Source organism: Sapientia aquatica (genome assembly GCF_004358105.1).
GTDB classification, from domain to species: domain Bacteria; phylum Pseudomonadota; class Gammaproteobacteria; order Burkholderiales; family Burkholderiaceae_D; genus Solimicrobium; species Solimicrobium aquaticum.
Window position 1 is genome coordinate 272,178 of sequence record NZ_SMYL01000003.1, and the last position, 20,728, is coordinate 292,905.

A 20,728-nucleotide genomic window follows, 5' to 3' on the forward strand; every position below is an offset into this window, starting at 1 on the left:
AACCAACAACGAGTTCAAGCCAGCACTTAAATCAGCGTGTCCGCATTGACATAATCCGTCCCGATTTCACGCGCTACCGCTTCGTAAGTCACTTTGCCATTGCAGACATTTAAACCATGTTTTAAATGCACATCATCACGGCAAGCTTGCTTCCAGCCCTTATCGGCTAACGCAACGGCATGACGAATCGTGGCGTTATTGAGTGCGAAGGTAGAAGTACGAGCGACTGCGCCTGGCATGTTAGCGACGCAATAATGCACCACGTTGTCGACCACAAAAGTCGGCTCAGCATGCGTGGTTGCGTGCGAGGTTTCAAAACAGCCGCCTTGGTCAATGGCCACATCAACCACCACCGCGCCAGGCTTCATTTTCTTAATCATGGCGCGTGTGACCAGTTTCGGCGCCGCAGCTCCGGGAATCAATACGCCGCCAATGACTAAGTCAGCCGCTAACACTGAGTCTTCCACGGTTTGTTCATTGGAATACAAGGTCGTAATGCGGTTGCCATAAATCAAATCGAGATGACGTAAGCGGTCGATATTTTTATCTAAAATTGTCACGCGCGCGCCGACACCGACAGCCACTTGTAACGCGGCAGTTCCCACGACACCCGCACCCAAAATCACCACATGGCCCGGCGCCACGCCCGGCACGCCGCCAAGCAGCAAGGCCATGCCGCCTTTGGATTTTTCTAGATGGGCCGCGCCTGCTTGAATCGACATGCGGCCTGCGACTTCACTCATCGGTGCTAACAAGGGCAAACCACCGCCCGCGCCAGTGATCGTCTCATAGGCAAAGCAGATTGCGCCGGAAGCGATCAGTGCTTTGGTTTGCTCTGGATCGGGGGCTAAATGCAAATAGGTATACAGAATTTGGCCTTCGCGCAGCATGGCGCATTCGACTGGTTGTGGCTCTTTAACTTTAACGATCATCTCGGCACGTTTAAAGATTTCAGCGGCGGTGGCGACAATTTCTGCTCCCGCGGTTTCGTAATCTTTATTGAGCAAACCGATCGCTGTTCCGGCATCGCTTTGCACCAGCACTTGATGCCCGCGTGAAGTCAGTTCCCGCACGCTGGCTGGGGTTAAGCCGACACGGTATTCGTGGTTTTTGATTTCCTTTGGTACGCCAATTAACATGTTGTCTCCCTGTGTTTTTTTATATCGGAATGTTGCTCTGGACTTTGTTACCAATTCAGCTCGATTTCCCATTCTAGGAAACCTAGTGGATTTATTCTATTCGGGCGGATTTCGACCATAAATGCCAGTTTTTGAATGTCAGGTTATCGATTTGTGCAACTTAGGTGGGCTATGAGCACTTATCAAGCGACCAACAAAAAAGCCACCTAAACACTGTTTAGATGGCTTTGTATTGAAGAACACAGTGTGCGCTTAACGCATTACTCCACCGCTTTGACCATATCTTCAATCACTTTTTTCGCATCACCGAAGACCATCATGGTTTTATCCATGTAGAACAACTCGTTGTCCAAACCGGCATACCCGGAGGCCATCGAGCGTTTGTTGACGATCACGGTTTTGGCTTTGTAGGCTTCTAAGATTGGCATACCGGCGATGGGGGATTTCGGATCTTTAGCTGCAGGATTGACCACATCGTTGGCACCCAAAACCAACACAACATCGGCTTGTGCGAATTCGTTGTTGATGTCTTCCATCTCAAAGACTTGGTCATACGGCACTTCGGCCTCTGCCAATAACACGTTCATGTGGCCCGGCATACGACCTGCGACTGGGTGAATGGCGTATTTAACGGTAATGCCTTTGTGGGTTAATTTCTCGGTCAATTCTTTTAACGAATGCTGAGCGCGAGCCACCGCTAATCCGTAGCCCGGAACGATGATGACGGTTTCGGCATTGCTTAACAAAAACGCGACGTCGTCAGCCGAACCGGATTTCACATTGCGCGCGACTTGTCCGCCTACCGCCGCTTCTGCTGGCGCGCCGCCGAAGCCACCTAAAATCACATTGAAGAACGAACGATTCATCGCTTTACACATGATGTAAGACAGAATCGCGCCGGACGAACCAACCAAGGAACCCGCAATAATCAACATCGAGTTATTGAGCGAGAAACCAATTCCGGCGGCTGCCCAGCCAGAATAACTATTCAACATCGACACCACCACCGGCATATCTGCGCCGCCGATAGGGATGATGATCAGTACACCGAGCACGAACGCAATCGCGGCCATGATGGCAAACGGCGTCCAGCTTTGGGTCACACAGAATGCGATACCGCAGCCAACCATCGCCAACGCCAACACCAAATTCAACATATGTTGACCAGCAAAACTCACTGGCGCGCCTTGGAATAAGCGGAATTTATACTTACCCGATAACTTACCGAACGCAATCACCGAACCAGAGAAAGTAATCGCGCCAACAAAGGTTCCAATGAACAATTCAATCCGATTACCAAACGGAATTGCGCCGCCTTTTTCGGTCAGGTTAAATGCCCAAGGCTCCGATACCACCGCCACCGCGATACACACTGCGGCCAAACCAATGAGCGAATGCATGGCCGCCACCAATTCAGGCATCTTGGTCATTTCAACCCGTTTAGCCAGCGTTGCACCAATCACGCCACCAATCACAATGCCACCGGCAACTAGGGCTAAGCCAAAGCCTGCGCTGTCCAAATGCGATTTCAATTCCATCATCATCGCAATTGTTGTGACGACGGCAATCGCCATCCCAGTCATGCCGAACGCATTACCGCGCCGCGCCGTGGATGGATGAGAAAGCCCTTTTAACGCTTGAATAAAACAGACCGATGCAATCAGATACAGCATCACAACTAAGTTAATACTCATTATTGATGCTCCTTAGTAGTTGCCGCTACTTGTTTAGGTTCTTTTTTCTTGAACATCTCTAGCATGCGTTGCGTGACTAAAAATCCACCGAATACATTAACCGCTGCTAACACCACCGCCAAGGTTCCCATTACTTGCGCGAGCAAGCCTTCGGTCAAGCCGGCGGCCAACATCGCGCCAACAATAATAATGGCTGAAATCGCGTTAGTGACTGCCATCAATGGCGTATGCAAAGCGGGCGTTACCGTCCACACGACGTGGTAGCCGACGTAAATTGCCAGCACAAAAATAATGAGATTGGTAAGGGTATGACTGACTTCCATATTGACCTCTTCGTTTAAATGTTTTTGATTGATTTGTTGTGGATTAGGTGCGGGCGCAACTTATTTTCTAAGCACTTCGCCGCCGGAACAAATCAAGGTCGCGGCCACGATTTCGTCTTCACGGTTAATCTCTAAGCCAGCGTCTTTGTTAATAATTAGCTTGAGGAAATCCAAGATATTGCGCGCATACAAAGCGGAGGCATCGGCTGGAACCAAGGTCGCTAAATTTGGCTCACCGATAATGTGCACGCCGTATTTGGTGACCGTTTTACCGCTTTCGGATAAAGGGCAATTACCGCCCTGCTCGACCGCCATATCGACAATCACCGAACCTGGCTTCATCGCTTTGACCGTTTCTTCGGAGATCAAAATCGGCGCTTTACGACCGGGGATTAATGCGGTGGTAATAATGATGTCGGCTTGTTTAGCGCGCTCGTGCACTAACTCGGCTTGACGGCGCATCCAGTCCGCTGGCATTGGGCGGGCATAGCCGCCGACGCCTTGGGCGATTTCTTTTTCTTCGTCAGTAATAAAAGGCACGTCGATAAATTTTGCGCCGAGTGATTCGACTTGTTCTTTGACCGGTGGACGAACGTCTGATGCTTCAATCACCGCGCCTAAGCGTTTTGCCGTTGCAATGGCTTGCAGACCCGCCACGCCCACACCCATGATTAATACGCGCGCGGCTTTCACCGTACCTGCAGCCGTCATTAACATCGGCATAAAACGACCATAAGTATTGGCCGCCATCATCACAGCCTTGTAACCAGCGATATTGGCTTGCGACGACAGCACATCGAGCGACTGGGCGCGCGTGATACGCGGAGCGGCTTCCAGCGCAAAGGCCGAAATACCGGCGGCGGCCAAGGCGGCGGTATTGTCCGCATCAAAAGGATTGAGCATTCCCACCAGCACGCTGCCTGATTTCATCAAAGCACGCTCGGCGCTATCGGGGGCGCGTACTTTTAACACCAATTCGCTGCCCAATGCTTGCTCGGCGCTGCCTATGGTTGCGCCAACCGCAAGGTAGGCTTCATCGGGAATGCTGGCCGCAATGCCTGCGCCGGATTGCACCACGACTTCGTGCTTGGCCGCGATGTATTTCTTAATTGTTTCTGGGGTTGCCGCGACCCGAGTTTCTCCTGATCTGGTCTCAGCGGGGATGCCAATTTTCATACAGTTACTCCCTTTTAATAAAAATCTGCTGGTGCTTGGGTGCTTCATTCCTCGAACAATTACGGTCCAGGCTGGGGTCAACATAATGTGAGCGGATGGCAATTCGTTACACCGAACGCGTAAAAATAGCACAACTGTGCTATTTCCATAGACCAACCTTTGCAAATACAACACTGAACTTAGTGTGGCACAAACGCGTGACAACATTTTTTACGATCTTTTCATCATGTTGTAAAAATGTTGCACCAAACTCGTGCGGCGTTGCGATCGCGACCCCGTACTATATCGCGATAAGACGCCAAGTTTGTCTAATACGCACGAATTCTTATACAAATTTCGAATAAGTAAATTACAACCATCCGCACCACAACTGGCGATGAATTTATTCTGGATTAGCGCTTAATAATGCAAGAACCGTTAAAATAGCGACCTTGTTAAATCTGGAATGCCGCACGCTCTCTCCGCAGTCCATTATGAGGAACCCATGTCAGATGTCTGGAAACCCGCAGTAACGGTAGCTTCAATCATTGAACGTGATGGCTTGTTCCTCATGATCGAAGAAGACACTTCCGACGGACGCCGCATTAATCAACCCGCAGGCCACTTAGATCCGGGCGAGTCGCTCATCGAAGCGGTGATCCGCGAAACCAAAGAAGAAGCGGCGGTTGAATTTAAGCCTAGCTATTTAGTTGGTACTTATCTTTCCCGTTATATGTCCAAACGGCGCGGTATTCCGGTGACCTATTTACGCTTCGCGTTTGCCGGTGAGATCGGCCAAACCTACGATCATCCACTCGATGTCGGCATCGTGCGCAGCATGTGGATGAGCTACGACGAATTGGTCGCTACCAAAGACCAGCACCGCAGCGAGTTGATCTTAAAATGCATCGACGATTATTTGGCTGGCACACGCATTCCATTGGAAGCGATTTACACCGACAGCAGTGTTGCGGGTGAGATTAAATAAGTTTTAGCAGTTCACGTTGGTCATTCCTATTCAAGAAATTCGAGTTAGTCATCATGTCAAAAAAGCGCGTCGTTATCGGGATGTCAGGCGGGGTCGATTCCTCGGTTTCGGCACACCTACTCAAAGAACAAGGCTATGAAGTCATCGGTCTGTTTATGAAAAATTGGGAAGATGACGACGATTCGGAATATTGCTCCACGCGCGAAGATTGGATAGACGCTGTTAGCGTAGCCGACGTGGTGGGTGTGGATATTGAAGCGGTTAATTTTGCCGCGGAATACAAAGACCGCGTTTTCTCCGAATTTTTACGCGAATACCAAGCTGGTCGCACACCCAATCCCGATGTGTTGTGTAACGCTGAAATTAAATTCAAAGCTTTTTTAGATCACGCCATGCATTTGGGCGCGGACTACATCGCCACCGGACATTACGCTCGTGTGCGTGAAAATAATGGTCGCTTTGAACTGCTCAAAGCGCTCGATTTAAGCAAAGACCAAAGCTACTTTTTGCACCGCTTAAATCAAGATCAGTTACGCAATACCTTGTTCCCTTTGGGTGAAATTCACAAAACCGAAGTACGCCGCATTGCCGAGCAATTAAAGCTGCCGAACGCAAGCAAAAAAGATTCGACCGGCATATGCTTCATAGGCGAACGCCCTTTCCGTGATTTCCTCAATCGCTATTTATCCAAGCAACCCGGTCCAATGAAAACGCCCGAAGGCGACATCGTGGGCGAACACATCGGTTTGAGTTTCTACACTTTAGGCCAACGCAAGGGCATCGGTATAGGCGGTATCAAGAGTCACCAAAATGCCGACGGCAGCAGCGATGCATGGTATGTGGCGCGTAAAGACATTGCCAATAACACGCTCTATGTGGTGCAAGGTCACGATCATCCTTGGTTGCTTTCGCCCACTTTAGCCGCAGACCAAGCGAGCTGGATTGCGGGCGTTGCACCGGATTTAGACAATCTGAAGGCCAAAACACGCTATCGCCAAGCCGACGTGCCAGCGCACTTTGCGGCGGATGGAAACGCGCAATTCAATTTACATTTCACCGATGCGCAATGGGCGGTAACACCGGGACAATCGGCTGTGCTGTATCAGGGCGAAGTGTGTTTGGGCGGCGGGATTATTTGTAATTAATTCGTGTGCCTGTCTGTTGGGTTAAGCATCAAAACAAGTAATCGCTCAATCAAGTAAGTGGATTCACATCGAAATCGCCCAACCATTTAATGGAGCCTCGTGATGCAAAACATGTTATTGCGCTACACCACATTCCTGATTTCTATCTTGGTATTTGTTCTTAGCGTGGTGTTTTACGATGTGCACGAAAGCATACATTGGTTCTTAATTATTTCGGCGCTGTTAATCGTCATCGGCATCCATGACATTATCCAAACCAAAAGTTCTATTCTGCGCAATTACCCGATTCTGGCGCACTTCCGTTTTCTGTTTGAATTAATCCGCCCTGAGATTCGTCAGTATTTTTTAGAAGACGATACCTCGGCCAATCCGTTTTCACGCAATCAACGCTCCATCGTTTATCAACGCGCAAAACAGCAAATCGACAAACGCCCTTTCGGGACTCAGTTGAACGTGTATGAAACTGGTTATGAGTGGATGAATCACTCGATTAAACCCGCACCAATTTCCACTCATGATTTTCGCATCACCATCGGAGAAGGACGCGCACAACCTTATTCGGCGAGCGTGTTTAATATTTCCGCGATGAGTTTTGGCGCGTTGTCCGCCAATGCTGTCCGCGCGTTAAACCAAGGTGCAGAGCGCGGCAACTTCATGCACGACACAGGCGAAGGCAGCATCAGTCGTTATCACAAACCAGAATTGCCGGGACACCAAGGCGGCGCTTTGGTCTGGAATATCGGCTCTGGTTATTTCGGTTGCCGCAATCCAGATGGTAGTTTTAGCGAGGCTAACTTCGCTGCCAACGCGACCCAGCCGCAAGTCAAGATGATTGAAGTGAAGCTGTCGCAAGGAGCGAAGCCGGGCCACGGCGGCTTGCTGCCGGGTAGCAAAGTCAGCATCGAAATCGCCGAAGCACGCGGCGTCACCGCTGGCGTTGATTGTGTTTCACCTGCCTCGCACAGCGCCTTTGGCACGCCAATTGAACTGCTGCAATTTATCGAAAAATTACGTCATTTATCCGGTGGCAAACCAACTGGCTTTAAGTTTGCGGTCGGTCACCCTTGGGAATTTTTTGGCATCGTTAAAGCGATGTTAGCGACCGGAATTCATCCCGACTTTATCGTGGTCGATGGCGCCGAAGGCGGAACTGGCGCGGCACCTGTCGAATTCACCGATCACGTTGGCGTGCCACTGCAAGAAGCGTTGTTATTGGTGCATAACACGCTGGTCGGTTGCGGTTTACGCGACAAAATTAAAATCGGCGCGTCCGGCAAAATCGTTACCGCCTTCGATATCGCCCGCACCTTGGCATTGGGTGCGGATTGGTGTAATTCAGCGCGCGGATTCATGTTCGCGCTAGGTTGCATTCAATCCCAAAGCTGCCACACCGACCGTTGCCCGACGGGTGTCGCCACCCAAGATCCGCTGCGCCAAAAAGCCTTGGTGGTTCCAGACAAGGCCGAGCGCGTGATGCACTTCCACGACAACACCTTAAAAGCCTTATCGGAATTGATCGCCGCTGCCGGATTAACGCATCCAGATCAGCTACGCCCGCACCACATCGTACGCCGCGTGTCCGCTAACCAAGTCCGCTTGGTGTCGAGCTTGTTACCCTATTTGGATGACGGTCAATTGCTTGATCCAGAACAGTTGTCGCGACTGCCAGAGGTCTATTCCCGCTACTGGCCGATCGCTCAGGCTGAATCGTTTCATGCCATGGGCTAAGACCGCACAAAAACGCGGTGCGTCGCCATTGTTATCACTGCAAAAACTGACGCGCCGATGATTTATGTGTTCGACGTAATTCCAATATACACATCCACCGCCTGCGCTCCCACATAGTGTTCAAAGTCAGTTTGAAAACTGCGTACTAATTCTGGGCGCTGCACAAAATAGGCCCAGATTTTTCCCCATGTTTGTATCAGCGCCGCGGGTAATTCGCCGCGTGCCTGAAAGACCAGATAATCCCCGGGACAGATATCAACATATCTAAATTCACTGCTAGGCTCATCAATCAATGCGCCAACGGTTAAATCATATTCTCCGCTCGCATCCGATTCGTAATGGGAATACACCGCATAAACTGCCTTGGAGACAGGCTGATTCGGGATTTTTTCTAATGCCTTGGTGGTGAAAACGGCATTCCATAAATTAGGAATTTGCGCTTTGGTCGGATCAAATTCATCGCTATTTTTAGTCCGAACGGCAAGCCCTGCCACTCGAAAGGTCTGCATCCGCTTCAATTCTGTTTGCATTGGCGCTCCCATAAAATGGCCTAAATTATCACAAAATCGCTGATGACTCGTCTTGAACGTGCTACTCCTTTTCCGATAAAAATTGCCCGCAATCAAGCATCGGCGATTCGTGCAAACTATTTACGCAGATCGCTTGCTTTTCCTTCTTTTTTCAATAACAATATAAATGAGAATCATTCTCATTTAATCAAATTCTCTGCCGTCGTTACTTAGCGCAATCACCTATCCCAGCGAGGAAATCAATGATCACCATAAACCAAAGTCCAGCCTCTCCAGAGCAATTTACCAGCGCGAGCAAACCTGAAATGCTAATCGCCGCCGTGCTGCATTTGATGTCGCATTACAGTTCGCGCAGCGCATTCAGTAAAGATAGGCATGCGTGCGTGAAACTGGCTGCGGTGATTGAGCGGCATTTGTCTATTTTGTCGGAATTGAACGAATTAGGCCCGATTCTGCGGGAAACCTGCGCACAATTGTCGGAACAGTGGCAACTCGTTATCGAGCACACATTACAAGAGCAGCGCAAAGAGAGGCTGGCAAAACGGTGGCGTCAATTTACCCAATTCACCTGAGCAATTACTACAACGTCGAGGTACAAAATGATTGTTTGCATTTGCCGTAATGTGTCTGAAGCACGCCTTAAAGCTGCTATCAAACAAGGAATAAACAGTTTGCCTTTGCTACGCACGCATTTGGACGTCGGCACTTGCTGCGGCCGATGTCACGAGTGCACCAAACAAATTTTGCAGGATTGTATGCAGCGCAGCGACACTATCAGCGACGCACCGCAAGTTATTTACTTTCAAAAACTCACCAGTTAATCGATTCACAAAAGAGCTGAAAACGCGCGCCAACAAGTCACAAAAAAACCTAATGTCAGCGATAGGCAGTTGGTTATTTTTCACTATAGTCTAGGGGAGTCGAGCTTACTGGCTTGGCGATTTGAGTCGGCGGACTTGAATATTTCCCCCGTAACTTCTTTGCGAGGTAGAGCTATGTTAGGCGACGCTAAAGTGATTCAACTCTTGAATGATCAATTGACCAACGAACTCAGTGCAATCAACCAATACTTTTTGCATTCACGGATGTATCGGAACTGGGGGCTGGATAAGATTGCGAAAAAGGAATACGAGGAATCTATCGGTGAAATGAAGCACGCTGATAAATTGATTGAACGCATTCTGATGATTGAAGGCCTGCCCAATTTGCAAGCACTGCACAAGCTGATGATTGGGGAAAACACCGAAGAAATGCTGGCCTGCGATCTCAAACTAGAACTCGCTGCGCAAAAAACCTTAAAAGAGGGAATTGCCGTGTGCGAAGTGCAGAACGATTATGTGTCGCGCGAGCTGCTAGAAGATATTCTAGAAGATACCGAAGAACACATCGACTGGCTCGAAACCCAGCTCGACTTAATCGGCAAAGTTGGCATACACAATTATTTGCAATCCCAAATGAGCCATTCAAGCTAAGCTCAATTGGATAGGCAATAAAAAAGGACACCCGTTTTAAACTGGCGTCCTTTTTTAATCGGAACGAGCTAATTTTAGTACGGCACAGTTTCTTTAAACGATGGCCGTTCAGACAGTTTCTCAAACAGTCGCGCTAAATTAGGATAATCAGCACGCCAATCCAATTCTGGGAAGCGAAAACTCAACCAACCTAGGGCGCAGCCAACAGCCACATCCGACAAGCTATAATGCGCGCCGCTGCAAAATGCGGAATCACCCAAATCGATAGACATGGTTTTCAAACCAGCATGCACCTTACTCATTTGGCGCGCAATCCAATCATTGCTTTGTAATTCCGGCGGACGTTGAGTTAATTCCAAGCGCACTAAAATCGCTGCATCCAAAACACCATCTGCTAATGCTTCCCAACATTTCACGCTGGCCCGTTCGCGTCCGTGGGTAGGAATTAATTTACTGACAGGAGTGAGCGTATCTAAGTATTCAACGATGACGTGGGAATCAAACATCGGGCTGTTGTCTTCCATGATCAAACACGGAACTTTACCCAGAGGGTTAGATTGTTGAATGGTCGTCTCGGGCGACCAAACGTTTTCTAAAATCAAATCGCATTCCAGCTTTTTTTCAGCTAAAACAATACGAACTTTTCGCACATAAGGGCTTGCTGTTGAGCCGATTAGTTTCATAATTTCTCTATAGTTAGTGTGATCAAATTATAACATTGCACATATTCAATTCAGTTACGCATCTGAAATATAACTATTGAACAACATATCCAGCGTTTTTAAGGTAAGACTAGTCGGGGAAAACGACCTAAGAAATGGTAAAATCACGCCTTATCAATCAATGCTGCTGATCTCTTCGCTGCCGTAATACTGATTTTTTGATAAGTTTGCTAAAGTCTCACTTTATCAGTGTAGCCGATGAATTCAAACTATTTTACGCATTGTCCTCCACTTTTTTGCATTCAATCCACATCATGCCACTTACAACTCTCTCCGCCCTTTCTCCTCTCGACGGTCGCTACGCTAGCAAAGTCGATCCGCTACGCGCCATTTTATCGGAAACCGGTTTTATGCATCACCGGGTTAAGGTGGAGATTTCTTGGTTGCAAGCGCTTGCTAATGCTGGCTTTGCCGAGATCAAACCTTTCTCAGCTGCAGCAACGAACTTCCTCGATAAATTAGTCAGCGAATTCGGCGAAGCTCACGCAGCACGAATTAAAGAGATTGAAGCCGTGACCAATCACGATGTAAAAGCCGTGGAATATTGGATCAAGGAGCAAGTGAAAGATATTCCAGAATTATTAGCCGCATCCGAATTCATCCATTTCGCCTGCACATCGGAAGACATCAACAATACGTCGCACGGCATGATGTTGTTGGCGGCACGCGATCAAGTGATGCTGCCAACGCTGCAAAAACTGATCGATAAACTAACCGAAATCGCGCACGACAATGCGACTTTGCCGATGTTATCCCGCACACACGGACAGCCTGCTAGCCCAACCACATTGGGTAAAGAAATTGCCAACGTAGTAGCCCGTTTAAAACGCGCCCAAACGCGTATCGCAGGCGTAGAAGTGTTAGGCAAAATGAACGGTGCTGTCGGTAACTACAACGCGCATTTGTCGGCCTATCCCCAAACTGATTGGGATGCATTCTCGAAAGCTGTCATTGAGCAGCGCTTGGGGTTAACCCATAACCCGTACACAATCCAAATCGAGCCGCATGATTACATGGCCGAAATGTTTGACGCCTTCGCCCGCGCCAACACGATTTTGCTCGATTTAAATCGCGACATTTGGGGCTATATTTCGATCGGTTATTTCAAACAACGCACTAAAGCCGGTGAAATTGGCTCCTCCACCATGCCGCACAAAGTGAATCCAATCGACTTTGAAAATTCCGAAGGCAATCTGGGTTTAGCTAACGCGGTATTAAAGCATTTATCCGAAAAATTGCCAGTCTCGCGCTGGCAGCGTGACTTAACCGATTCCACCGTGTTGCGTAATATCGGCGTGGCCTTCGGTTACACCTTGTTAGCCTACGACAGCTGCCTGCGCGGTTTGAATAAACTTGAAGTCAATCCAGTTCGCCTAGCCGAAGATTTAGAGGCAACGTGGGAAGTTTTGGCCGAGCCAGTACAAACGGTGATGCGCCGTTATGGCATTGAAAATCCCTACGAGCAACTCAAGGAATTAACCCGCGGCAAAGGCATTTCAAAAGAAGGCTTGCGTGAATTTATCACTGGCTTAGCAATTCCAGATTCCGCCAAGCAATTATTATTGGAAATGACGCCGTCGAATTACATCGGTATCGCGGCGGAGTTGGCGCGTAAGATTTAATACGTCGTTCGCCCCTTAAAAAATTCACTTATTTTGCACAGGTGAATTTTTTTTGCTATGATTAGTTCTCATTAGTACTAATTATCACTAAATTAATATTATGACCAAATACACCAAAACCGCGATGTTGCTGCACTGGCTTACCGCCCTGCTCATTATTAGCGCCTTCTGGCTGGGCGTCACGATGGTGGATATTCATGGGATTACGCCGACCAAGTTGAAATACTTCTCTTGGCATAAATGGATAGGAGTAACCGTGTTGGGGTTGAGTTGTATTCGGCTGCTGTGGCGCTTAACGCACCAACCGCCGCCAAATCCGCCGATGCCCGCATGGCAAGAAAAGGCCGCGTCTGGATTGCATGGTTTGCTGTATGTGCTCATATTTGCCATTCCCGTCTCCGGCTATCTGTACAGCATGGCGGCCGGTATACCAGTGATTTACTTAGGCTTGTTTGAACTTCCGGTAGTAATGGACCCTAATCCAGAACTAAAACCGCTATTAAAGGAAATACATTACGTGCTTAACATGACCTTATTAGCAAGTTTCTGTTTGCACGTTTCAGCAGCATTGAAACACCAGTTTATCGACCGTGATAACATCTTCAAGCGGATTTTTCCCTAATTTAACGAGAACGGAATTCATCATGTCATTTTTAAAAAGCCTCAAAAAACACTCAGGTTGGATGGCACTTGCCGCAGTTTCGCTGACTGTTTCCAGCTTGGCATTTGCCGCCTTAAAGTTCGACAGTAAAGCCAGCAACGTCGTCATTACATTCAAGCAAATGAATGTCCCGGTGAGCGCCAAGTTCACCAAATTTAATGCCGCAATTGATTACAACCCAGCGGCACCTGAAGCCGCGAAAGCCAGCGTTGAGATTGACATCACTAGTTTTGATTTAGGCGACCCTGAATACAATAAAGAAGTAACGAAAAAAGAATGGTTTAACGCCGCGCAATTCCCAAAAGCCAATTTCGTCTCCAGTAGCATCAAACCAGCGGCGAATGGCACATTAACCGCAACCGGTAAATTAACCATCAAAGGTAAAACTACCGACGTCAGCTTCCCAGTTAGCATCAAAAAAGAAGGTAATAACCAAGTGTTTGACGGTTCATTACCGATCAAACGCTTAACCTTTAATATCGGCGAAGGTGATTGGAAAGACACCAGCATGGTGGCCGATGATGTCATGATTAAATTTCACGTAGTAGCCGCACCGTAATTCGCAGTAATCCAGCAACGTGGTAACGCAGTAACGCAGTAACGCCGTAATTTAAGCAGCACGCAGCACCAATCCCTAACAGGTTGTTTTATTTAACTTTCACTTTCTCAAAGGATCTTTCCAATGAAATTAGCAAAACTTTTAGCCATTGCCTTAGTTGCAGCCGCTCCGTCGGTCTTCGCACAAAGCTATAACATCGACCCAAGCCACACTTTCCCAAGCTTTGAAACTGACCACATGGGAATCTCGGTTTGGCGCGGTAAATTCAACAAAACTAGCGGCACTGTTACTTTAGACAAAGCAGCTAAAACTGGTACTTTGGATATCACTATCGATGCCAGCTCGATCGACACTGGATTTGCAAAACTGAACGAACATCTGCAAAGCCCAGATTTCTTCAACGTCGCTAAATTCCCAACAGCGACTTACAAATCCACTAGCTTCAAATTCGATGGCGACAAGCCAGTAGCTGTACAAGGCAATTTGACATTATTAGGCGTGACTAAACCCGTTGAATTGACCATCAATAAATTCAAATGCATTATTCATCCAATGATGAAACGCGAAGTATGCGGCGCGGATGTATCAGCCTCATTCAAACGCACTGACTTCGGTATGAATACTTACTCACCACCGTTTGATCCAGTCATCAAATTGGCAATCCAAGTTGAAGCAGTATTGGCCAACTAATATTTGCCGATTAATTGTTGAATACCTTTATTACTCACACAATCAACCAACATGAGTGAACGTTATCTACGCAGTATTCGCCTGCTGGTTGAATGTGTGCAGCAATTTGAAAAACTGTCGGATCCTTATATCCGGCAGTTTGACCTGACCCAAGCCCAGTTCGACATCATCGCCACACTCGGCAACACCCAAGGTTTTAGCTGTAAAGAACTCGGTGAAAAAACCTTAATCACCAAAGGCACGCTGACTGGCGTATTAGATCGGCTGCAAAGCAAACATCTGATCGAGCGCGTCCAGTGCAAAGAGGACCGCCGCCTGCACTACATCCGCCTGACCAAGAAAGGCGAGAAGCTGTTTGAAGAAGCTTTTCCGTATGTTATACAAAACATGAAAGCGCGCTTTAAAGGCTTCACCAAAGACGATTTTGCGGCGCTTGAAGAACAATTGATTCGGTTACGAGAAGCCATTAGCGACTAGTTTTGCTGCCAAATTAGCGTAACGCGGCCGAGTAAAAAGTAGTTAACCAATAAAAAAGCCAGCAATCAGTTCGCTGGCTTTTTTACATTCTAAAACGAAGACGAAAACTTAAACTACCGCTCCATCCGTTTCATCTTTCGGTTTAATTGGCTTAATCAAATCTTCACGCTTCACACCCAACCACATCGCAATCGCAGCAGCCACGAACACGGAAGAATAAATACCGAAGCAAATACCAATCGTCAACGCCATCGAGAAACCGTGCAACGTTGCGCCACCAAAGAAGTACATCGACAACACCATCATCTGAGTAGAACCGTGGGTGATGATGGTACGTGAAATGGTGCTGGTGATCGCGTTGTCAATCACTTCGGTCACCGATGTTTTGCGCTGCTTGCGGAAGTTCTCACGAATCCGGTCAAAAATAACCACCGATTCATTGACCGAATATCCCAGCACCGCCAACACCGCCGCTAAAACGGATAAGCTAAATTCCCATTGGAAGAAGGCGAAGAAACCAATAATAATCACCACGTCATGCAAGTTCGCGATGATTGCCGCGACCGCGTATTTCCATTCGAAGCGCACCGCTAAGTAAATCATCACACCGGCGACCACCATCATCAGCGCATACAAACCATTGGTGAATAATTCTTCACCAACTTGCGGACCAACGATTTCAACCCGCTGTTTGGCCACACTGGTGTCGTGCTTTTGCAAAGCCGCCAAAACGGTATCGGTTTGTTGCGCAGCGGTTTGACCGGCCTTGGGCACTGGCAAACGGATCAACACGTCTTGCGCGCGACCAAACACAGCCACGCCGGCATCGTGGAAACCGATTTCTTCCAAACTCTGCTTAATCTCTTCCACCTTAGCGGCTTGCGAGTACGACACTTCCATAATCGTGCCGCCGGTGAATTCAATCGACAAATTCAAGCCGCGATGCAGAATAAAAAACACCGCTGCCACAAACGTAATTGCAGAAATGGCGTTGAATATCAGCGCATGGCGCATGAAGGGAATATCTTTTTTGAAGCGGAATAATTCCATAATAAATCCTAACTATCTGACGTAAGGTTGCGAACGCACACTAAAACCTTGGGGTTAAATTAATTCGACGGTTTCCAAATTTGACCGATAGCCAACGTGGTCAATTTACGCTTACGTCCATACCAAAGATTCACCACGCCACGCGACACAAACACCGACGAGAACAGCGAAGTCAAAATACCTAAACAGTGCACCACCGCAAAACCGCGAATCGCACCAGAGCCGAATGCCAGCAGAGCCAAACCAACGATAAAGGTGGTTACGTTCGAATCCAAAATCGTCGCCCAAGCACGATCAAAACCAGCCGAAATCGCTGCTTGCGGAGAATTACCAGCGCGCAGTTCTTCGCGAATACGTTCATTAATCAACACGTTTGAGTCAATCGCCATACCCAAGGCCAAGGCAATCGCCGCCATCCCCGGCAAGGTCAACGCGGTTTGCAGCAAGGACAAGGAAGCCACCAAGAGTAACAAGTTGAACGACAAGGCCAAGACGCTGAAGGCACCGAACAACATGTAGTAGACCACCATGAAAATCGAAATCGCGATGAAACCGTACAAGGTAGAATCAAAACCTTGCTTAATGTTTTCGGCACCCAACTGCGGGCCGATCACGCGCTCTTCAATAATGTTCATCGGCGCAGCCAAAGCACCAGCGCGTAACAGCAAGGCTAAGTCGCTAGCGGCTTCGGTCGAACCCATGCCGGTGATTTGGAATGACGAACCCAATTCTGCTTGGATAGTTGCCACGGTTAACACTTCGCCTTTGTTTTTCTCAAACAAAACGATGGCCATTTTTTTACCGATTTTGCCGCGTGTCGCTTCACGCATCTTACGGCCACCGTCGCCGTTCAAATCGATACTGACGGAAGGTTGTTGATGTTGGTCGAAACTTGCCGATGCGCCGGAAATATAATCGCCCGTCAAAACTGGTTCTTTGTACAAAATCACTGGCGCACCGCGACCGACTTTGAATAATTCCGAACCGTATGGAACAGTCGCGGTAGCATCGGTGCCATCCAAAATCGATTCGTCTTTCATGCGCACTTCTAAGGTCGCCGTGCGGCCAATGATGTCTTTCGCACGCGCCACGTCCACTACGCCTGGTAACTCAACGACGATGCGATCTGAACCTTGTTGCTGAATAATTGGCTCTTGGGTTCCAAGTTCATTAATACGCTTGGACAAGGTCGAAATATTTTGCTTAACGCTGTCCGCCTTAGCTTGTTGTAAGGCCGCTGGTTTTAACGACAGCGTCAACAACAAATCCGAACCGGTACCAGACTCAACTACATCGACATCGCGCTGTTGGTCGAGAATCAGATTTTTTGCTTTAGTGCGGGTATCAGCATCTGTAAATTTAATTGTGATTTGTTCCGCGTTGCGATCAATACCGGAATGACGAATATCTTTATCGCGCAAGCTAGTGCGCAAACTGGCTTGCATACCTTGCAAACGCTTATTCAACACGCCGTTGGTATCAACTTGCATCAAGAAATGCACACCACCACGCAAGTCCAAACCCAAGAACATCGGTGACGCATGAATCGCTTGCAACCAAGCTGGTGCGCTCGACATCGAGTTAAACGTCACGCTGTAGGATGGATCGGTTTGATCGGGGTTTAAGGCTTTTTCTAACGCTTCTTTGGCCTTAAATTGCGTGTCAGTGTCAGCAAAGCGCATCTTGACGCTGCCTTGCGTGCCATTCACGCCGAAGAAAACACCGGTGTTGGATAGGTTGGCACTTTTTAACGCATCTTCCACCCGCGCTTGCATGCTGGAATCGACTTTGACAGTAGATTTGGCGCTGTTGACTTGCAAAGCTGGCGATGGGCTATAAAAGTTGGGCACGGTGTAGAGTGCGCCGAACAATAAAGCGATGACGATAAGTACGTATTTCCAGGCTGGATAACGATTCATAGGAAGAAAATTTCAACTAAGTTAGAAAATAAAAACTACAGAAAGTCGACACGATATAAAAATTTAAACTAAAAAGCACGTCGCTAAAAACAAATAAAGCGGGGAAATCCCCGCTCTGGCTAGTTGCTTAGATCGTCTTAATCGTGCCTTTTGGCAGCAGCATCGTGACTGCGCTTTTTTGAATCACCACATCGGTGCCTTCAGAAACTTCGATCGTCACATAAGCGTCGGTCACTTTAGTGACGCGGCCTAGAATTCCGCCCACGGTAATGACTTCGTCATTTTTTGCTAACGCATCCATCATGGCTTTTTGCTCTTTTTGACGTTTCATCTGTGGACGAATCATCAAAAAATACAACACAACAAACATCATGATGATAGGCAAGAAACTCATCAAATTGCCTTCTAAACCAGTCGCACCGGCAGTTTGAGCATAAGCATTGGATATAAACATATTTTCCTCAGTTGATTTAATGGACAAAATTGAACGCAAGCACGTCAAATGGTGCCCATTTACTAGTTTTAAAGCGTGTTTTGGGGAATAACTAAATAAAGTTGGCTATTCTAGCATTGAGCTCAAACGCCACGCGCTCTATCTGCATGAAATTGCACAACAAATGTTGAAAAACGGTCGGCATCCAACGCATCGCGCATTTCTTGCATTAATTCCAAGTAGTAGTGCAAATTATGTATCGTATTTAAGCGCGCACCGAGGATTTCACCGGTGCGATGTAAATGATGCAAATAAGCGCGCGAAAAGTTTTTGCAGGCGTAGCAGGAACAGGTTTCATCCAGCGGCGCGGTGTCTTCTTTGTAACGCGCATTTTTAATTTTGACGTCACCAAAACGGGTGAACAACCAACCGTTGCGCGCATTCCGCGTTGGCATCACGCAGTCAAACATATCAATCCCGTTTTGCACACCGGCGACTAAATCTTCTGGCGTACCAACACCCATCAAATAATGCGGTTTATTCGCGGGCAAACGCGGGCCAACATGTTGCAACACGCGCAGCATATCTTCCTTGGGCTCACCGACCGACAAGCCGCCAATGGCAACGCCGTGGAAATTCAATTCTTCCAAACCCGCCAAGGATTCATCGCGCAAATGCTCAAACATACCGCCCTGCACGATGCCGAATAAAGCGTTGGGATTTTCACCTTGATTAAATTCATCCATCGAGCGCTTGGCCCAGCGCAACGACATGCGCATCGATTTGGCAGCCTCTTCTGTCGTGGCTGGGCGTCCGTCGATTTCATACGGCGTACATTCGTCGAACTGCATGACGATGTCGGAATTGAGCACGCGCTGAATTTGCATCGAGATTTCGGGCGATAAGAATAAACGTTCACCATTAATCGGCGAGGCAAATTTCACGCCCTCTTCCGTAATCTTACGCATCGCGCCCAGCGAATACACTTGGAAGCCGCCGGAATCGGTCAAAATCGGTTGGTCCCAGCCCATGAATTTGTGCAGGCCACCAAATTTATTGACCACATCCAAACCCGGACGTAACCAAAGGTGAAAGGTATTCCCCAGAATAATTTGCGCTTCGATTTCTTTCAGTTCCAGCGGCGACATCGCTTTGACCGAGCCGTAAGTACCGACTGGCATAAAAATCGGCGTTTGGATGACGCCATGATTGACCGTGACTTGACCGCGACGCGCGGCGCTGTTGGGGTCTTTTTTGATTAGTTTGAAATCGAGCATGGAGATTTTCTTTATTCGTAAAATTTGTTCGTCAACAGCATCGCATCACCATAACTAAAAAAACGATAACGCTGCGCAATCGCATGTTGGTAAGCCGCGCGGATGTGGTTGTAGCCAGCGAAGGCAGATACCAGCATCAGCAAGGTCGATTTTGGCAAATGGAAGTTGGTCACCAAACGCGTCACGGTTTTAAATTGATAACCGGGCGTGATGAACAAACGGGTATCGGCATTGCCCGCGAGGAGTTGACCGCTTTGGGAGGCCGATTCTAATGCGCGCAAACTGGTGGTGCCGACGGCAATGACATCGCGGCCATTAGCACGTGCGGTTTGAATTGCCGCAACCGTGGCTTCTGGCATGTTGTACCACTCGCTGTGCATATCGTGCTGACTTAAATCTTCGTGGCGCACTGGCTGGAATGTGCCAGCACCGACATGTAACGTCACGTACGCAAATTGAATCCCTTTGGCGCGGCATTTTTCTAAAATCGCTTCGTCAAAATGCAAACCCGCCGTTGGTGCAGCGACGGCGCCCGGGACTTTGGAATAAACGGTTTGATAGCGATTTTCATCGAACTCGTCGGCGCTATGTTCGATATACGGCGGCAGCGGCAAACTGCCGAATTGTTCTAACAAATCGAATACATCGCTGGGGAAATTGAGCACGTAAAATTCGCCTTGGCGCTCACCGACTTCTACCTCGAAGGCATCGGCCAATCGGATCGTGCTGCCTTGAGCAGGTGATTTGGATGCTCGGATTTGGGCCAACACGCTGCGTTGATCGGGATCATTAAACAAGACACGTTCAACCAATACCTCGACTTTGCCGCCGGTATTTTTTACGCCAAAAAAACGCGCTTTCAACACGCGGGTATCGTTAAACACCAGCACATCACCGGCGTGCAATTGATCGACCAAATCCGAAAAATGCCTATCGTGCAACTGCGCTCCATCGACTTGCAATAAACGCGACGCGCTGCGCTCAGGCAGCGGCGTTTGGGCGATCAGCTCGGGCGGCAGATCAAAGTTGAAATCGGATAAGGAGTAGCTAGTTGGAGACATAATTATTTATTTACGGAATTTGCTGTATAAAAACACAGTAATATGCTAATTTATCGCGTCGGCGAACCCGCCATTTTACGCTT

22 protein-coding genes are annotated in these 20,728 nt (G+C 48.2%); 11 read left to right on the top strand and 11 right to left on the bottom strand.

From position 1 onward, the window contains the following. Positions 1-26: 26 nt before the first annotated feature. From ald to E2I14_RS08925, 4 genes are all read right to left on the bottom strand, one after another. On the bottom strand, positions 27-1,139 hold the full coding sequence (gene ald / locus E2I14_RS08910; RefSeq protein WP_133327590.1) for an alanine dehydrogenase: 1,113 nt from the start codon (positions 1,137-1,139) through the stop codon (positions 27-29). A gap of 260 nt (positions 1,140-1,399) precedes the next feature. Next, positions 1,400-2,833 (bottom strand): NAD(P)(+) transhydrogenase (Re/Si-specific) subunit beta, encoded by a 1,434-nt coding sequence (locus E2I14_RS08915; RefSeq protein ID WP_133327592.1) that lies wholly within the window; start codon positions 2,831-2,833, stop codon positions 1,400-1,402. Next, on the bottom strand, positions 2,833-3,156 hold the full coding sequence (locus tag E2I14_RS08920) for an NAD(P) transhydrogenase subunit alpha (protein WP_133327594.1): 324 nt from the start codon (positions 3,154-3,156) through the stop codon (positions 2,833-2,835). The genes E2I14_RS08915 and E2I14_RS08920 overlap by 1 nt, the downstream gene beginning before the upstream one ends. A gap of 60 nt (positions 3,157-3,216) precedes the next feature. Continuing rightward, on the bottom strand, positions 3,217-4,332 hold the full coding sequence (locus tag E2I14_RS08925) for a Re/Si-specific NAD(P)(+) transhydrogenase subunit alpha (RefSeq protein WP_133327596.1): 1,116 nt from the start codon (positions 4,330-4,332) through the stop codon (positions 3,217-3,219). 484 nt (positions 4,333-4,816) lie between these two features. On the opposite strand from E2I14_RS08925, the gene E2I14_RS08930 reads away from it, so the two are divergent. The 3 genes from E2I14_RS08930 to E2I14_RS08940 all read left to right on the top strand — a co-directional run bounded on the left by E2I14_RS08930 (position 4,817) and on the right by E2I14_RS08940 (position 8,172). Then, a complete protein-coding gene (locus E2I14_RS08930; RefSeq protein ID WP_133327598.1) occupies positions 4,817-5,299 on the top strand; it encodes an NUDIX hydrolase in 483 nt (160 codons plus the stop codon). Positions 5,300-5,352: 53 nt separating this feature from the next. After that, positions 5,353-6,444: a tRNA 2-thiouridine(34) synthase MnmA gene (gene mnmA, locus E2I14_RS08935; protein ID WP_133327600.1), complete on the top strand. Its 1,092-nt coding sequence runs from the start codon at positions 5,353-5,355 to the stop codon at positions 6,442-6,444. 111 nt (positions 6,445-6,555) lie between these two features. After that, on the top strand, positions 6,556-8,172 hold the full coding sequence (locus E2I14_RS08940) for an FMN-binding glutamate synthase family protein (protein ID WP_133327799.1): 1,617 nt from the start codon (positions 6,556-6,558) through the stop codon (positions 8,170-8,172). Between the two features lie 62 nt (positions 8,173-8,234). Here E2I14_RS08940 and E2I14_RS08945 read toward each other — a convergent pair whose 3' ends face one another. After that, complete coding sequence (locus tag E2I14_RS08945) at positions 8,235-8,702, bottom strand: GyrI-like domain-containing protein (protein WP_165967803.1); 468 nt, start codon at positions 8,700-8,702, stop codon at positions 8,235-8,237. Positions 8,703-8,944: 242 nt separating this feature from the next. Between E2I14_RS08945 and E2I14_RS08950 the strand changes: the two genes are divergently transcribed. The 3 genes from E2I14_RS08950 (at position 8,945) to bfr (ending at position 10,174) form a co-directional block, all read left to right on the top strand. Beyond that, on the top strand, positions 8,945-9,274 hold the full coding sequence (locus tag E2I14_RS08950) for a hypothetical protein (protein WP_133327604.1): 330 nt from the start codon (positions 8,945-8,947) through the stop codon (positions 9,272-9,274). Positions 9,275-9,301: 27 nt separating this feature from the next. Then, complete coding sequence (locus tag E2I14_RS19975) at positions 9,302-9,523, top strand: (2Fe-2S)-binding protein (protein ID WP_133327606.1); 222 nt, start codon at positions 9,302-9,304, stop codon at positions 9,521-9,523. A gap of 174 nt (positions 9,524-9,697) precedes the next feature. Beyond that, positions 9,698-10,174: a bacterioferritin gene (gene bfr / locus E2I14_RS08960; RefSeq protein ID WP_133327608.1), complete on the top strand. Its 477-nt coding sequence runs from the start codon at positions 9,698-9,700 to the stop codon at positions 10,172-10,174. 74 nt (positions 10,175-10,248) lie between these two features. On the opposite strand, the gene E2I14_RS08965 is transcribed toward bfr, so the two are convergent. After that, the gene (locus E2I14_RS08965) at positions 10,249-10,857 is read right to left on the bottom strand and encodes a glutathione S-transferase N-terminal domain-containing protein (RefSeq protein WP_133327610.1); all 609 of its coding nucleotides are present in this window, start codon (positions 10,855-10,857) and stop codon (positions 10,249-10,251) included. Positions 10,858-11,150: 293 nt separating this feature from the next. On the opposite strand from E2I14_RS08965, the gene purB reads away from it, so the two are divergent. From purB to E2I14_RS08990, 5 genes are all read left to right on the top strand, one after another. Continuing rightward, positions 11,151-12,518 carry an adenylosuccinate lyase gene (gene purB / locus E2I14_RS08970; protein ID WP_133327612.1) on the top strand — a complete coding sequence of 456 codons (1,368 nt, stop codon included), beginning with the start codon at positions 11,151-11,153 and terminating at the stop codon, positions 12,516-12,518. A 100-nt stretch (positions 12,519-12,618) separates the two neighbouring features. Continuing rightward, a complete protein-coding gene (locus tag E2I14_RS08975) occupies positions 12,619-13,140 on the top strand; it encodes a cytochrome b (protein ID WP_133327614.1) in 522 nt (173 codons plus the stop codon). Between the two features lie 22 nt (positions 13,141-13,162). After that, a complete protein-coding gene (locus tag E2I14_RS08980; protein WP_206105611.1) occupies positions 13,163-13,738 on the top strand; it encodes a YceI family protein in 576 nt (191 codons plus the stop codon). Between the two features lie 123 nt (positions 13,739-13,861). Beyond that, positions 13,862-14,428, top strand: coding sequence for a YceI family protein (locus E2I14_RS08985; RefSeq protein ID WP_133327616.1), 567 nt, complete (start codon positions 13,862-13,864; stop codon positions 14,426-14,428). Positions 14,429-14,479: 51 nt separating this feature from the next. Continuing rightward, a complete protein-coding gene (locus E2I14_RS08990; protein WP_133327618.1) occupies positions 14,480-14,905 on the top strand; it encodes a MarR family winged helix-turn-helix transcriptional regulator in 426 nt (141 codons plus the stop codon). A 108-nt stretch (positions 14,906-15,013) separates the two neighbouring features. Here the strand turns inward: E2I14_RS08990 and secF are convergent, their stop codons facing one another. From secF to queA, 5 genes are all read right to left on the bottom strand, one after another. Next, positions 15,014-15,955 carry a protein translocase subunit SecF gene (gene secF / locus E2I14_RS08995; RefSeq protein ID WP_133327620.1) on the bottom strand — a complete coding sequence of 314 codons (942 nt, stop codon included), beginning with the start codon at positions 15,953-15,955 and terminating at the stop codon, positions 15,014-15,016. A gap of 59 nt (positions 15,956-16,014) precedes the next feature. Continuing rightward, on the bottom strand, positions 16,015-17,874 hold the full coding sequence (secD, locus tag E2I14_RS09000; RefSeq protein ID WP_133327622.1) for a protein translocase subunit SecD: 1,860 nt from the start codon (positions 17,872-17,874) through the stop codon (positions 16,015-16,017). 127 nt (positions 17,875-18,001) lie between these two features. Then, a complete protein-coding gene (yajC, locus tag E2I14_RS09005) occupies positions 18,002-18,328 on the bottom strand; it encodes a preprotein translocase subunit YajC (RefSeq protein ID WP_133327624.1) in 327 nt (108 codons plus the stop codon). A 122-nt stretch (positions 18,329-18,450) separates the two neighbouring features. Continuing rightward, entirely contained in the window at positions 18,451-19,584 is a 1,134-nt protein-coding gene (gene tgt, locus E2I14_RS09010; protein ID WP_133327626.1) for a tRNA guanosine(34) transglycosylase Tgt, read from the bottom strand. A gap of 11 nt (positions 19,585-19,595) precedes the next feature. Beyond that, on the bottom strand, positions 19,596-20,645 hold the full coding sequence (queA, locus tag E2I14_RS09015; RefSeq protein WP_133327628.1) for a tRNA preQ1(34) S-adenosylmethionine ribosyltransferase-isomerase QueA: 1,050 nt from the start codon (positions 20,643-20,645) through the stop codon (positions 19,596-19,598). Positions 20,646-20,728 lie beyond the last annotated feature (83 nt).